We start from the raw sequence: 15,069 nt of genomic DNA on the forward strand, positions 1-15,069 counted from the left end.
AAGTATCCCAATCACCAAACTCAAAGGCTTAAGACTCATTCAACTTTCAAAGCCCTTCTTTATACGTGATTTCTGATATCCCTCATCCCCCGCCTTCTCCCCGTGGGAGAAGGAGCTTTCATTCTAAATTTGATAGCACCATATATTTAATAATGAATGTTCCCTCTCCTTTTTAAGGAGAGGGTTAGGGAGAGGATTTTTATAAAATTAAAATTCCATTTAATTTACTTTAAACCCTCAAGCTGAGCATCACAGCCAGCCCATTCATTAATATTATTTAGATATTTTAAAGGTTTTAATTCAACTCGCTTACCATCTGTCATAATTTCATTAATTTCTAATGAGCATTGCGTACTTGATGCGTTATCTAATAGCTCATAATTTTTATTGGCAGCGAATTTATAAATCGCATCTACACCACAACCACGCAGTTCAACACCATTATGATAGCTTTTATAAGCACTTATCGCTAAAAACCGTTCAGCTGGCAATTTAAACTCAGCAAAACCAATCTCACTTGGAGGGAAAGGCATACCAAGCAATTTTTGTTTATAATTTATTTGTTTACTCTGCATTTGTTCTTTAAATGTTCCAACACTTGCCACTTCTGGCAGCATTTGAAATTTAGGTTGCATAGATGTCATACAACCATTTGGATACAATCTCACGCCAAAATTATCTTTATGCTCAATACGAATATTCGCAATGTGTGCAGCATTAGAATCTTGATACAGTTTTAAACCTAACATCTTTTTTGACTGATTCACCATCCCTGCACTACAACCCATTAGCCCTAACACCAATAAACTTATGACTATTTTTTTCATGTATTGAATAACTTACTTTAAAATTTTACGCAAATATTAACAAATTTAATGCTTAACTCAATTCTTTTTACCATTAAAAATAAGAACTTTAAGTAGTATCTCTTTTTTCAAAGAGATACTTTTATCTTTATCTCGTAATCCCCAACTTATTAAACAAATCTGGTGTTAAAAAAGTCATCACCAATTTATTCAAATCCAAATAACGCACCACACCTTTTAATTGCTGCTTTACTTCAGGGTTCTTCAAAATTTCTTCCCCCGTAATGCTGCCTAACTCCTGAAAACTGTCACCCACTGCCTGCAAACCCTCAGCCTGAATTACCGCTTTGGTCTGCGCAGAACATTGTTCAACTAAAATACGCTGTAATACTTGAGCCAAGTTTTTATCGAGTTGTTCTTTTTGTACATCCGTTACATTGCTAAAACTTTTTAAGTCAGGATGGGTCGATAGTGCTGCAAACGTCCATTGCAACACCGCAGTTTTATCCGTTGCAGTCGTGGCTTTCACTAAACAAGCACTGAGTTGATCGACTGTTTGTGCAGGTGCAGCCATCGTAATTTGTGTCGTACCGAACAGAGCCACTGCCATCAACACAGAGCGGCTTAAAAAAGAAAATCTACGCTGGGCAGAAGTATAAAGACGTGACATAAACTAAGTTCCAAATAATCATCTGTCTCTTTGTATCACAGCAGCTATAATTTCCCCTGTTATGACTCTGTAAATTGTATGAACCACAGTCATTAAAGCTTTTTATGAAATGAAAAATCGGTCAATGAAGGCATAGTTCTACCAACGTCTCAAAGTTTATTCCTGCCCTGCATAATTCCATGTTTCAGGAATATTCGGTTGTTCAGGTGCTTTATTTAAATCAATATTCAAGTTTCGACTGCCTTGATACGATTTTTCACCTGAATCTGATGCTGGTGAGACACTTAAATGATAACGGTAGCGGAATTGCCACAGCATGGGTTTGATGGGACGAATCTCTAAACTTAAAGCATCTTCATCATGGCAATTGCCTTGTGAACTCTCATAGTCCTGTTCGGAAAAACAAGCACGGATAATTCGGCTAAAGCTAAATGGATAATTGTTTATAAACTGATGTATCTCTCCTGAATTTTTTAACTCATAAAAACTTGCACGTTCAATCCCAGCTCCACCACCCGAATACATTTCAGAAAAAGTATCAATCACCGCAATGGCATAACGGTTTTGTGTCATCGGAAACAGCTTGGGAAAAACAAACTGCCCAGTAGATGTGCCATCTTCTTGACTTGAGAGATTTACATGCCATTTTTTCAATAATTTAAGCCCCGTTGTAGATGCGCTAAACTGAACAATATCTGCACCAGATAATAGCCATAAACGCTGATCTGCGGTTTTTAGGCTACGCCATTGATCACGATGCTGACAAAGCTCTTTCACTTGTGCGCATAATTGATTCTGCTCATTTGGACTCAACTGTACTTTTTTAAACGCCAAAATATCTAAAGGTACAGCCAAAGTGGTCGAAATTCCTTTTATTTCTTGAGCAAATGCAGCAGAACTGAGTGCCATGAAACAGCAAACAAAAAGTATATTTTTCATTGGTTTCATTTCTTTATTTCATCTATTTATTTTCAAGTAATAAAGCAGTTTAAATGTTTTAAGCGCATTTCGTTATATGCGCTTGGAATCAAAGAATATGGTGTTGCACTTCAGATTCTAATCTAAGTCTTAAAAAGCGGATGATATATCGGAAAGTATTAAATTTATTAAGCTTATTGAAAATTCACAACCTATGAATGAAACGACAAGTAATAGGATAGAAGAAACAGCGTTAATAACTCTTTAGGTCAAATCATGAAAATCTAAGGGTAAAGCGAATCCTGCACAAGTCAAAATATTCTAATAAAATACTTTATCAAATCACATGACAACGTCATTCGCAGTTGTTCGAGGCATGAGGTGTATACACCGCAAGATTAAGAAAGTAAGGTTTCTGCGAACAACTTAATAAGAGATGGTATTTGACGAGTTCTGCGGATGACAAAAATCTTTGGTTACTTTGGATTTTCCCAAAGTAACCAAAGAACTCCTAACATTGAATTACTATCGGGAGGACTCTGTTGTGAAGTTACATATCTGAAGCGTATGACCTTTTCAAAGAAAGACTTTAGACCTCATCAATCCTACGACTAAAGAAAACAATACCCTACTTAAAACAGCCATCTTATTCTGCTATGGTAAAACAAAACCTTATATAAATCAGATCTAAGAAAAGAAAGAGGGAAAACATGTCAAAACAAATCTTAATGCTCGTTGGTGACTATGCCGAAGACTACGAAACCATGGTGCCTTTTCAGTTCCTCACAGGTTTAGGTTATACCGTACATGCCGTTTGCCCAGACAAAAAAGCGGGTGACAGTATTGCAACGGCCATTCACGACTTTGAAGGTGAACAAACCTATAGTGAAAAACGTGGGCATAATTTCGCCATTAATTATGACTTCAGTGCTGTCCATACTCAGGACTATGTCGGACTAGTCATTCCGGGTGGACGTGCTCCCGAATACCTCCGTATGAATGAACGCGTCATTGAAATTGTGCGTGAATTTGATGCAGTACAAAAACCCATTGCTTCTGTCTGTCATGGCGCGCAACTTCTTGCTGCCGCTGATGTACTTAAAGGTCGTTTATGCTCGGCTTACCCTGCATGTGCTGCGGAAGTTAAACTTGCAGGCGGTCAATATGCAGATATCGCAGTGACTGAAGCGGTAACAGATGGGCACCTGATCACTGCCCCTGCTTGGCCGGCTCACCCTGCGTGGTTAGCACAGTTTGTTAAAGCCTTAGGCGCGACCATTACCCTTTAATACCAGTCAAAATAATCTTCAAATGCAGATCTATTTTACTCATTCCACTACAATGCAGTGGAATGAGACCGAACTAAATGAGACCCCAATAGCAGCTACATTAAATTGTATAAACAAGCCCGCTATTCAAGAATTACCCCGCAGATAAAATTATTTCAACTGTTTCAACATATGCTTCGCCCCAGCATGATTATGATTATTCGCTAAGTTCTGCAAAATATTCTTCGCTTGAGCCTTTGAGTTGGAAAAACGACTACTATAACTCGGCACACTGGTAAAACAACGTGCAACCAACATCCCCGACTCAGCATAAACATTTGTACCATTGGCATTGGGTAATTTGCCAAAATTATACGCACGCTGTGCATTATTACAGGCATTCAATTGATTTTGCCCTTTGTTCAAATCACGACGCGCAGCAACAAAAGCTTTAAGCTGCTGCTGTTGAGGTGTATCAAGCGCCTTTTCGACGGGTTTAACAGGTGATTCAACCACGGCCTTGTCTTCTTTTTTAATTTCGCTTTCTTTAGCCATAGCCGCTTTGCTGGTTGTGGTTTTCACGGTCTGATTATTTACAGCACTCTTTTTAACCACAGCATCGGTTGAGATATTTTTATAAAATTTTTGACTTTCTTGAAACGTCATTACTTTACTTTGTAAGCTAACCACACGCGTTTCGCTGCCATCCGTGAACTTACGTTCAGCCGTGGGTTCAATTGAAACAATCCAGCTTTGCCCATTACTTTGCACACACTTATATGCACCAATTCCTTGTTTAACATGACTATTGCCAGATAAGCGTTTTTTCACTGATGCGTCCTTGACTAAAGACATGCTGCTTTTGTACAAAAGTGTAAACTTGCCCCCTTTTGCAGAGCAATAATGGGTTAAATATTTTCTTGGATATAAGGATTGTGCTTCATTATTGCTTTGCTTCGCCCCCCAATCATAAACATATTCCTTTGCTTGACCATTTGCATGATTAATATTTTTTTGAGCAATTAATTCCTGAGGTGAAGTAAAGTTTTTAACTGAATCTGAGCTTAGACTGTCCATGCTGGTACAGCCATGTAAAGCGATGCCAACTCCCCCCATCAAGATTAATGTTCTAAAATTCACGTATCAATGCCCAATTATGCTGTATAAAAGAAAATATAGGAAAAGACAAAAAATAACAAACACAAAACTTTGATTTTATTATCAATTTAACTAAATTTAGTTTTTACTTTTCACTCAAAACAGACCAGAAATTGCCAACTTCCAAAGGTTTTAAAGTTAAAATAACAACCAGATAACACTTCATTTACCCTTTTAAACCTTTCATGATTGGTCAAGGCAAGATGATCCTTCACGCCATTCGACATTCGACATTCGACATTCGACATTCGACATTCGACATTCGACATTTTCTATGATGAGCAAATTCAGCTCTATTCTCTTTATGATAAATAGATCTCGACATGATTTAAAAATAAATCTTTAACCGATTACCTCACCACGCTTTCGATCAAATCTAAATTCCAAACCCCACCAGCCGCCACGCCTTTACACATGCCCGACCAACGATCTATGCTCTGAATGAACGTTTTGCCGTCCCATATCCATTCACTCATTGACCAACAATCACCAATGCCACGACCTTTTTGTGAGCTACTGATCTCACCCTCAGTAAAATCTGAGGCAGACTCGGTCACAAAGGTCGCTTTACCCTTTAGAGCGCCATCTATGACCCACGCGCCAAAACCTTCGTTATATGCGCCACGCCAACATAGCGTGGTTGCTAAAATTTTTTGATTGCTGAGTTTATAGAGCTCTATTTTTTGCGATTGCACACCATTTTCCGTATAAATACCTTCACAAAAACCATGACCATCTTGCAATTTAGGTTGTGCTGCCATCAAAATTGCATATAAAGCTTTGTACGGTTTGGTCTCTGGTTTAAGGACTAAATAAGGCTTAGATGTGGTTTTAATTTTTTTGAGCAGCAGCTTTGGCTGTGCAACCAAAACCTTCGATTCATCGGCTGTGCCCTTTTTGACTAAAGCGCCGACTGTACCAACACGTTTTTGAAAATCATCCATTTTTAATAAAGTAGCGCTCATTCCTGCATCTGAAATTTTCCATGAATAATGGGCATTCTTAAATACAATATTCACATTCTTCTGCGTTTGTTGTAATAGTCCATTGACTTGTGCTGTATTCAGCACGCCCAATAACGGTGATTCTGAACCATCGACGGTGACAACACCAAAGTCTTTTGCATTGATATAAAAGTGAATGTTTTTAAGGTTTTTTTTATCTAGGGTCTGATCATATTCCGATAATGCAAATCTCATCTGAACAGCCTGTTTTTCACCTGCTTTACGGATGATTAATAACGATGCTGGCATATTTTCTATACGCTCATCCTGATACCCTGCTGCCCGACAAGTCCCTGTATTACTACAATAGATTTCCCAATCTTGATGAGCAAAAGACATGCCTTGAATGGCTTTGGCATAACCCACAGAACTGGTTACAGTAAAACAAACTAAAACAAAGAGATGCTGAAAAGCTTTCATATTGTTCTTATCCTCATTTTTTAATTCATTATAACGAGAATACCACCCTTTTAAATGTCATTTAATGACTTAAAATAAGGCGTAAATGCGACAACTTCCTGCACCATTTTATGCACTTAACTTTTAGAATTAAAAATGCCAGTCAATTTACAAACTGACTGGCATTCATTTTTTCAGGACTTTTCTATACTTGAAACTCAACGATCTAAAGTCGATTCAAATGCTCTTAAACGCTTATAAATCGAAAGTAATTCAATAATCGTCGGCCAAGATTCAATTAAATATTGAAATGACTGACGTACATTGCCAAATACATTTAAAATTTGCATCATTAGACCCAACGTAATTGCCCCTGCGGCAATACTGGGAAAGAGCACAAATAAACCATACAGATTGTCCAATTGCATATACCAAATACGCACCATATTAAAATAGGCATAATGGAAATATAAACGGAAATAATTAAAACGAACTTTGCTAAACAGCTCTTTTAAAGTGAGTGGATCAGCTCGATCAGCATAATCTTCCCCATACACCAACTCTTTACGATATGCAGCTTCCACTTTTTGGTTATTGAACTCTAAGCCGGGTAATTTATAACCCACCAACATCAATATAACCGTACCCAGTACAGCCCAACTAATGGCTGCCAAAACCAAAGCATACGGAATCTCACCAATCACAGGCAATTGCTTCACATGTGAAGACAACTGTAATAGCACGGGTAAAAAGGCCATTAAAGTCATTACGGCTTGAATCAAACTGACCCCTAAACTTTCAGTGGTTTTGGCAAAGCGCATGGTATCTTCCTGAATACGCTGCGATGCCCCTTCAATATGCCGTAATTGCTCCCAATGTGCGGTGTAATAGTCATTCATGGCTGTACGCCAACGAAAGATATAATGACTGACAAAGAATAGGTTAAACACGGCAATGGTGACATAAACCATAGCCACATATAGAAACGTCATTGTTTCACTATAAAGTAAATTGACATCCCCACCGCCGCTACCCAGCATCTTCTGAATTAAGTCATAAAATGGGCTATACCAAGCATTGACGACCACATTGACTTGTACGGAGAACCAAATATTAAATAAAATAAAGGCCGATCCCCAAACAGACCATCCTTGCCATGGGTTGCTCGATTTAAACTTCCAAAACAAAGCAAAAATTACAGTCGAGACAAAGAACCACAGATAAAACCATAAAAATGAAGGTGCCCAAAAACGACTTACACCAATCGGCAATTCAGCATCGGTATAGCCTGATGCAAAGCCTAAAAATGTGCCCCAAGCACTACCACCGGAATACCATAAACTGATATTAACGACAAACCACAGCAGCAACGACAAAAAGAACCATTTCGGATTCGGAAAAAAAGATTTAAACATTCGGTTTGGGGGTTCCTTTATTTTTCATTGGCAACTTCGCCCATCAATCAAAACCCAACAGGCTTTAAGACAAATGGCGATATCGGCTATTATTCTAGTCTTTTCATCTTTGTAGCAACTTATTCACTGTTTGTGAAATGTTTTTCGCATGTAATATTTTTAATCTAGCAGCACATCAAGCAACACCACCTATCTTTTAACTCAATGATTGTGGCTGCCTCTAACGCTTAGCATATCAATATCTTCAGGGATAAAAAATGTTCTTGATCACATCCAAAAAATTATACTGATGCGGCACAGCAAAAAATCATCACAAACTTAAAAAACATAAATTTGACTATCCTTTTTCTGAAATTTAATTTACATTTCAAATCCGAATAGACGATCTCTAGTCGTTTGTTACTATACTATTCGCCTTTAATTAAAAAGATCTTAAAAAAATAATCGAATAATATTCAAATTTAAGCATCTTAAAAAAGGCTAAAAATCAAAATTATTCAGGGTCACGCGATGCAATAACACCATGCTATAAGCGGCATATTGATTACCAAAACTTATACTAATTTTTTTTGATGTATATCTCAATCTTGGTAAAATTGATTAAACAAGCAGCAAATCATGTTATTATTGCAATACATTCTGGCCACTGCTGGGGAAGCGATATGGAAAAAATCATTATTGAATTATTAAAACCAATCACGCTAAAAAAAGAAAATTGTCATCCTTTAATTTTTGAAGAAGGTACTATTTTAAAAGTACTCATGCACACACCTAAAGGTTTATTGGTCTGTGATGATTCAAATTTTAATTTTACCGTTTCTTTAAATGATAAAAATAAAATATGGCGAGAGCTATAAATTTAATTAAATTGTATCAAGTTAAAGCGATATTGTATGATTTCAATTTGAGTGCAATTTCCCCCCAACTTTAAGTTGAAGTCATACAATGATGCAATTTATGACCCTAATTTAAACACTTTTCCAAAATAATGATTTCAACGGTGCTAGAAATTGAACATGATTGTTTAAGTGTTAAATTTTTTAGCATTAAGCTTTAAAATAACCCCGTTTTTAACTGAACATCACTTGGATTATGCTTTCTTGCATCTTAAAAATGTAAAATCAAAAAATAAATTAAGCATTTAGTCTATGAGCCCATTAATGCAAAAGCAGCTACGTGAAAAAATCATTCAAGTTTGCAATGAAAAAATTGCAAAAAAAGGCAACAATGTCGGACTGTCTTTTTATGCTTTTTTCGCCAATAAAAATGACCATCCTGAACTTCTAATGCAAGCGGCTGAATGGTGGATTAAAACGCATCAACTCGATCATTTTGAAAAAGCAATCAAGATTAAGCAACTGATTGAAACAGAAAAGTAAGCTTATGCTTTTTTAAGCAGCTGTTCAAAGCTTTGCATATGAGTAAAAATAGCCTGTTTTCGTTGATATTGATCAATTTGCGGAACAAGGCGCTGAAAGTGCTCAGATTGGACATGTGCATCTAAAGCAGCACGGTCAACCCACTCCTCGACAAAGACAAAATGTCCTTGATCTCGCAGATCATGATAAAGCTCATAAGCGATACAACCTTGCTCTAATTTGGTCTTTGCCACCAACTCTTGATACAAAGGCAAAACTAAATCAATTTTATCAATTTGAATAAAATCTTCTGCGAGAAGTTTAAGCATATTGGTTCCATTAGACTTCTTTCATAAGTCGTTTTTTAAACAATAATAAATTCACAATGGATATTCCCTCTCCTTTTTAAGGAGACTTGCGCGGAATACCGCTCAGGGTGAGGATTTTATTAAAAAAATCCCCTCATCCTAACCTTCTCCCTGAGCCATATATGGCGCAAGAGAAGGAACTTTCAATATTAATTTCACTGCCAATTGATGATTATTTTTTGATTTATGCAAATCATCCATTATAAATCTAGGCTTAGTATTTAAAGCCCATACATTCCTCTTCCAATGATATTAAGACTTCAATGTACTCATAAAGCTCGTGACTGAGAACAACCAAATAAACAGCACAAAACTACGTTCCTGCGTAAAGTGCGCAACATCTGTCCCATGTACAATATTATGACGGGTCATAGTCACAGTTGAACTACTATCCATTTTATAAGCGTCTAATTCAGCAAAATAAACATTCAACTCGCAGGCAATTTTCGACTTATGCCATAAACTTTTTATTTCATGTCCCTTTAAACCGGGAACAATTTTATAAACATCTATAAACTTGGTATGGTTCTGTTTTAAATAACCTTTGGCAATCAGCACATCGGTCAACAACCCTTCCAATTGCGCATATAAAAGCGGAATACAGCCTGCAAAACATTGCATTTCATACAGTTTAAAAGCTTCTTGAATCACCAGACGACGTTGAGCTTTATTCTCCCCAATCTCAAGTGCATCAAAAGCTTGCAGTAATTCAGCTTGGAAATAGTCAGTATGAATGACATCTAAAAGATTAAAATCGACATTGCTTTCATGCTGATTAATCAACGTCCAAATATGCACCAAGTTCAACGCATCATTGGCAACTTTACTGTCAATAGGCTGATCTAACTGATTGGCCAAAACATCAAAATAAGCCTCATGGGTTGCAAGTCCTTTTAACATTTGAATGAGGTGTTTATGTTCAGCAGCAGACATCGATTGTAGATATTGATCAGCATCTTTTAAAATGCTTTGCCCGAGTTGTTTACCCTTTTCATGTTGCGGAATTCGGGTCACTTCTTGTTGTTCAAAATCATCAAAACTATCTTCGAAATCGGCATTGATCATGTGCTTGTAACTCATACGCTATCTCTTTAAGGCACTATTATCCCTATTATTGCCAAGCGAATATAGAAGAAAATACGCTTTAACGGCTTTTGCCCTTCAAGACTTGAGGCTTTAGGCAATCCATTCACTGCTTAGCTGCATCAATTCAATCGATTTCATACACACTAAACAGCAGTTTTTTCTTTTCAGAAATTGCCCAATAATGATGAGGTCGCACATCTTTGCTAGCGAGCTTTTTAAACTGCCGATCCATACAAGCCCGCTCTACTATTTTAATCTGTTGCTCCGAACCATAAACAATAAAAGAGTCATGCACTTTATGATCATTATGCCCCTTTGACCATTCATCTGGCTGTACATAATGAATATTCGAATGCCAACTTTTCCAACGTTTTTTGATGGTCGGTTTGATACATTCAATCTGATTGCTTTGTTCTTTATTTTCTTGATGTCGATATTGAAGTAAAAATTCTTTTTTAGTCAGTGCGTCTAAAGGATAAACCACAACCCAAGCGCCAGAATCTCCGACATGCATCCGCTGATAAAAAAATATGGGTTCAGCCAAATATGGGAAAGTCTGACGGTCATAATTTTGACTCTGTAGCAACCTTTCTGCATTTTTCTCATCTCTTATGTTTCCAAGCCAAATCGAAAATGCAAGATATAAGATGATGATCACAACCAACATCAATATAAACGTATAACCGACCAGCTTTAAAACCCCATCTAAAATTTTATTAGAAAGATCAGTGAACTGTTTGATGCTTTTTTTAGACAAGATATTTCCTATTGATTTTTCTTTTTCAGTATCTTACTCAAATTGGCTATAAATACTCAATCAGACCGATCCATTTATACTGGCTCAAGCACCTTTTAAAAACATTTCACCTATTCCTTTGTGCATCTTGCTATTAACTCAGGTAAAATCATTGACCTTGCAACACTTTGCATAACGACGAACGAGAGAGTTATATCCGTGCGAAATATTTTAGTCACCAATGCCCTTCCTTACGCCAATGGTCCCATCCATATGGGTCACTTACTCGGTTATATCCAAGCAGATATTTGGGTTCGTGCCATGCGTGCAATGGGACATAACGTGACTTATGTATGTGCGGATGATGCTCACGGTACAGCAATCATGCTACGTGCCGAAGCGAACGGTATTACACCTGAAGCGCAAATTGCCAATGTTCAAAAAGAACATATCCGTGATTTTGATGGTTTTGGCGTGCATTTTGACCATTATGACTCGACCAATAGCGATGAAAATAAAAATCGTTCGGAAGAAATTTATATTAAAAATCGTGAAGCTGGCAACATTGCAATCCGTCCTGTAAATCAGCTTTTTGATCCTGAAAAAGGCATGTTCCTATCAGATCGTTTCATTAAAGGCACCTGCCCGAAATGTAAAGCAGAAGATCAATATGGCGATGCCTGTGAAGTTTGCGGTACAACCTATAATGCAACTGAACTATTAGACCCGCGTTCAACCTTAAGTGGTGCAACACCTGTTGAAAAATCGTCAGATCATTACTTCTTTAAATTGCCAAATTTTGCTGAATATCTACAAAAATGGACACGTGATGAAGGTCGTTTGCCTGTTTCAATTGCCAACAAACTCGATGAATGGTTTGAAAATGGCTTGAACGATTGGGATATTTCCCGTGATGCGCCATATTTTGGTTTTGAAATTCCAGATGCACCAAACAAATATTTCTATGTTTGGGTCGATGCACCAATTGGTTATATGTCGAGTTTTGAAAACTACATTAAAACCAAACGTCCAGATTTAGACTTTAACGACTATTGGAAAAAAGATTCTCAAAATGAGGTCTATCACTTCATTGGTAAAGACATCGTTTATTTCCACGCGCTGTTCTGGCCTGCAATGCTTGAAGGTGCAAACTATCGCACGCCATCAGGCTTATTCGTCAATGGTTTCTTGACTGTAAACGGTCAAAAAATGTCGAAATCACGTGGTACGTTCATTAAAGCTGAAACGTATTTAGAACATTTAAATCCTGAATATTTACGTTATTACTTTGCCTCTAAACTGTCTGATAAAGTTGAAGATTCTGACTTAAACTTAGATGATTTCGTGCAAAAAGTGAATTCCGACTTGGTCGGTAAAGTGGTGAATATTGCCAGCCGTTGCGCGAAGTTCATTAATACAAGTTTTGATAATAAATTATCTGTAACTTGTGCAGAACCAGAATTGGTGCAAAGCTTTATTGATGCTGGCGATTCGATTGCACAAGCATACGAAGCGCGTGAATTCTCTGCGGCAATTCGTGAAATTATGGCGCTTGCAGATAAAGCCAACCAATATATTGATGAGAAAAAACCGTGGGCACTTGCAAAGCAAGAAGGTCAAGAACAACAAGTTCATGATGTTTGCTCAGTCGGGATTAACTTATTCCGTCAATTGGCTGTTTACTTAGCACCAGTACTTCCAACTTTGGCAGTGCAAGTGCAAGACTTCTTAAAACTTGAAAACTTTGATTTTGCTTCAGGTAAAACTGTTTTGGTGAATCATGAAATTGCATTGTTCCAACCGTTAATGCAGCGTGTAGACCCGAAAGCTGTTGCGGCAATGGTCGATGCTTCTAAAGACTCTTTAGCGGCTGCGGCTGAACCTGTAAAAGTTGAAAAGAAAAAAGAGAAGAAAGCTGCACCTGCCAAAGTTGAACCTAAAGTCGGCGAAGCGGAGATTATTGGCATTGAAGACTTTATGAAGGTTGACCTACGTGTTGCACAAGTACTTGAAGCTGCTCATGTAGAAGGTTCTGATAAATTGCTTCAACTGACTTTAAATGTCGGTGAAGCTGAACCACGTAATGTATTTAGCGGTATTCGTGAGTTTTATCAACCAGAAGACTTAAAAGGAAAATTGGTGGTGATGGTCGCTAACCTTGCACCGCGTAAAATGCGTTTTGGTATTTCTAACGGTATGGTACTTGCAGCGGGGAATGGCGAAGGCGTTTGGGTGATTTCACCTGAATCTGGTGCTAAAGCTGGTGATAAAGTGTCTTAAGATTTAGACACTTAGTAAAAGCCCTGCTATATTTTAGTAGGGCTTTTTTTTAAAAATTAGAAATGAAACTTCCACTAGAAAAGATTAATGAAGCAATAAAAGCAATTTCTAATTCTATTGATCAAGATGAATGGGCTGAGGCTCTATTGGGTTGTGAAATAATATTAAATGAATTGGATAAACATGATACAAACAGCATTGTTTTACAGTTTTACTTTAATATAGCTAGTCAATTCATCGATTCAGGTTCATTTTTAAAAAATGAAATTGCTGTCCGTAAAGGTATTCAAATTTTAGAACAGAATTATGAACATTATAAAAAAGAGTACGGTAACAATTTATTTTATAATTTAGCCAATGCAAAGATTAGTATCGCTAATAATTTTGGCTATAAAAATAACCTAATAAACAACAAGGAAAGTCAGCTATATAGTGAGGCAAAGAACCTATATTGGCAGGTGTTTAAAACCATAAATAAAGAATCTGAACCAAATCTTTACCATCAGAACTTGATAAATTTAGCTAATACGTTAAAACAACAATATCGCTTCTCGGAAGCTATATATATCTACGAAAGAATAGCCCAAACAAAATTAGATTATCCTGAGGCTTTTATAAATAGAAGTACCTGCCTAGAAAACTTTGATAGATTCCTTGATCATCGTAGTGAAAAAATGATTCAAGAAATTATAAAGGGCTATGAATTTGCATATCTATCTACTTTTACACCTACGAGCTATAAACAATATTACTTAGATAAAATTGAATTCCTAAAATCTAAAATGTCTATTTTTGATGATGATAAAAACAAGAAGCTTGATGAACTAGCAGAAATGTCTGAATTTAGACAATGGTGTATTAAAGAAAATTTAACGTTAAATATTCATGGAATGTATTGTTCATGCATTGCTAATGAACGAGATAATTTAACTCTCTTAGAGGGTGTAATTTCTTCGGAAAATATTCTTCAATTTGAACAATACTTGAATCGTATTAAGGCTGAGTTTTCTTTAATTCGAGTACTTTACTACGAGTCTAAATTCACCGATAGCTCTAAGTTTGATTATGAAAGTTGTTATTCAGAACTAAATGATCAAGAAATCATTAATATAATATCTGAAAAGCTAAGAACTTGTTTCAGGCTGTGTTTCTCAATATTGGATAAGTTAGCAATCTTCTTATGTCAGTATTTTTCACTTAAAATTGAGAAAAATACTGCTTTCAATAATTTTTGGCATCAGAATAAATCTGTGTTAGAAAGCAAAGAAAATTTTGCTTTGATTGCAATTAACAGTCTTATTTTTGACTTAAATGAAAAAAATGGACAATTTGGTTTCTATAAAGTTTGGCGAAATGCTCTCGAACATCATATTTTATTTCTAGTTCCAGATACTTTTGAACTTTCTAATGATTCTACTCATACTTATGTAAAAATCACTGACTTCGAAAATAGCCTCCTAAATTTAATTCAATTAACAAGATCATCTATATTTTCAACAGTATTTGCAATTGTTGAGGATCTGCGTCAGAAAATGCCAGATGATAAAAATAATTCTATTGAAATAACAATTCATAAAAAAGAGTTTAAAGGTTCTCCATAGCA

14 protein-coding genes are annotated in these 15,069 nt (G+C 36.5%); 5 read left to right on the top strand and 9 right to left on the bottom strand.

Annotated features, from left to right (window positions below; all coding sequences use genetic code 11):
- Positions 1-224: 224 nt before the first annotated feature.
- The 3 genes from B9T24_RS09605 to B9T24_RS09615 form a co-directional block, all read right to left on the bottom strand.
- On the bottom strand, positions 225-749 hold the full coding sequence (locus B9T24_RS09605; protein ID WP_322853451.1) for a hypothetical protein: 525 nt from the start codon (positions 747-749) through the stop codon (positions 225-227).
- Positions 750-954: 205 nt separating this feature from the next.
- The gene (locus tag B9T24_RS09610; protein ID WP_086165560.1) at positions 955-1,476 is read right to left on the bottom strand and encodes a hypothetical protein; all 522 of its coding nucleotides are present in this window, start codon (positions 1,474-1,476) and stop codon (positions 955-957) included.
- 156 nt (positions 1,477-1,632) lie between these two features.
- Positions 1,633-2,385 carry a hypothetical protein gene (locus B9T24_RS09615; RefSeq protein WP_086165561.1) on the bottom strand — a complete coding sequence of 251 codons (753 nt, stop codon included), beginning with the start codon at positions 2,383-2,385 and terminating at the stop codon, positions 1,633-1,635.
- Positions 2,386-3,104: 719 nt separating this feature from the next.
- On the opposite strand from B9T24_RS09615, the gene B9T24_RS09620 reads away from it, so the two are divergent.
- Positions 3,105-3,683: a DJ-1/PfpI family protein gene (locus B9T24_RS09620; RefSeq protein WP_086165562.1), complete on the top strand. Its 579-nt coding sequence runs from the start codon at positions 3,105-3,107 to the stop codon at positions 3,681-3,683.
- A gap of 150 nt (positions 3,684-3,833) precedes the next feature.
- Here the strand turns inward: B9T24_RS09620 and B9T24_RS09625 are convergent, their stop codons facing one another.
- From B9T24_RS09625 to sbmA, 3 genes are all read right to left on the bottom strand, one after another.
- Positions 3,834-4,802 carry a hypothetical protein gene (locus B9T24_RS09625; RefSeq protein WP_228145702.1) on the bottom strand — a complete coding sequence of 323 codons (969 nt, stop codon included), beginning with the start codon at positions 4,800-4,802 and terminating at the stop codon, positions 3,834-3,836.
- Between the two features lie 368 nt (positions 4,803-5,170).
- The gene (locus B9T24_RS09630; protein ID WP_086165564.1) at positions 5,171-6,244 is read right to left on the bottom strand and encodes a DUF1176 domain-containing protein; all 1,074 of its coding nucleotides are present in this window, start codon (positions 6,242-6,244) and stop codon (positions 5,171-5,173) included.
- A gap of 197 nt (positions 6,245-6,441) precedes the next feature.
- Positions 6,442-7,638 (bottom strand): peptide antibiotic transporter SbmA, encoded by a 1,197-nt coding sequence (sbmA, locus tag B9T24_RS09635; RefSeq protein WP_086165565.1) that lies wholly within the window; start codon positions 7,636-7,638, stop codon positions 6,442-6,444.
- A gap of 662 nt (positions 7,639-8,300) precedes the next feature.
- Between sbmA and B9T24_RS09640 the strand changes: the two genes are divergently transcribed.
- Together B9T24_RS09640 and B9T24_RS09645 are read left to right on the top strand one after the other, a co-directional pair.
- Positions 8,301-8,495, top strand: coding sequence for a hypothetical protein (locus tag B9T24_RS09640; RefSeq protein ID WP_086165614.1), 195 nt, complete (start codon positions 8,301-8,303; stop codon positions 8,493-8,495).
- Positions 8,496-8,798: 303 nt separating this feature from the next.
- Positions 8,799-9,017 (top strand): DUF6500 family protein, encoded by a 219-nt coding sequence (locus tag B9T24_RS09645; protein WP_086165566.1) that lies wholly within the window; start codon positions 8,799-8,801, stop codon positions 9,015-9,017.
- A gap of 2 nt (positions 9,018-9,019) precedes the next feature.
- Here B9T24_RS09645 and B9T24_RS09650 read toward each other — a convergent pair whose 3' ends face one another.
- The 3 genes from B9T24_RS09650 to B9T24_RS09660 form a co-directional block, all read right to left on the bottom strand.
- Positions 9,020-9,325, bottom strand: a complete 306-nt coding sequence (locus tag B9T24_RS09650) for a putative quinol monooxygenase (RefSeq protein ID WP_086165567.1) — start codon at positions 9,323-9,325, stop codon at positions 9,020-9,022.
- A gap of 291 nt (positions 9,326-9,616) precedes the next feature.
- Positions 9,617-10,444: a hypothetical protein gene (locus tag B9T24_RS09655; RefSeq protein ID WP_416224355.1), complete on the bottom strand. Its 828-nt coding sequence runs from the start codon at positions 10,442-10,444 to the stop codon at positions 9,617-9,619.
- A gap of 130 nt (positions 10,445-10,574) precedes the next feature.
- Positions 10,575-11,207, bottom strand: a complete 633-nt coding sequence (locus B9T24_RS09660; RefSeq protein WP_143223742.1) for a hypothetical protein — start codon at positions 11,205-11,207, stop codon at positions 10,575-10,577.
- Positions 11,208-11,405: 198 nt separating this feature from the next.
- On the opposite strand from B9T24_RS09660, the gene metG reads away from it, so the two are divergent.
- Both metG and B9T24_RS09670 read left to right on the top strand, forming a co-directional pair.
- A complete protein-coding gene (gene metG, locus B9T24_RS09665) occupies positions 11,406-13,466 on the top strand; it encodes a methionine--tRNA ligase (RefSeq protein WP_086165569.1) in 2,061 nt (686 codons plus the stop codon).
- Positions 13,467-13,528: 62 nt separating this feature from the next.
- Positions 13,529-15,067 (top strand): LA2681 family HEPN domain-containing protein, encoded by a 1,539-nt coding sequence (locus B9T24_RS09670; RefSeq protein WP_086165570.1) that lies wholly within the window; start codon positions 13,529-13,531, stop codon positions 15,065-15,067.
- Positions 15,068-15,069: the final 2 nt, after the last annotated feature.

Origin of the sequence: Acinetobacter sp. ANC 4654, assembly GCF_002135425.1 — a bacterium.
GTDB classification, from domain to species: Bacteria; Pseudomonadota; Gammaproteobacteria; order Pseudomonadales; family Moraxellaceae; genus Acinetobacter; species Acinetobacter kyonggiensis.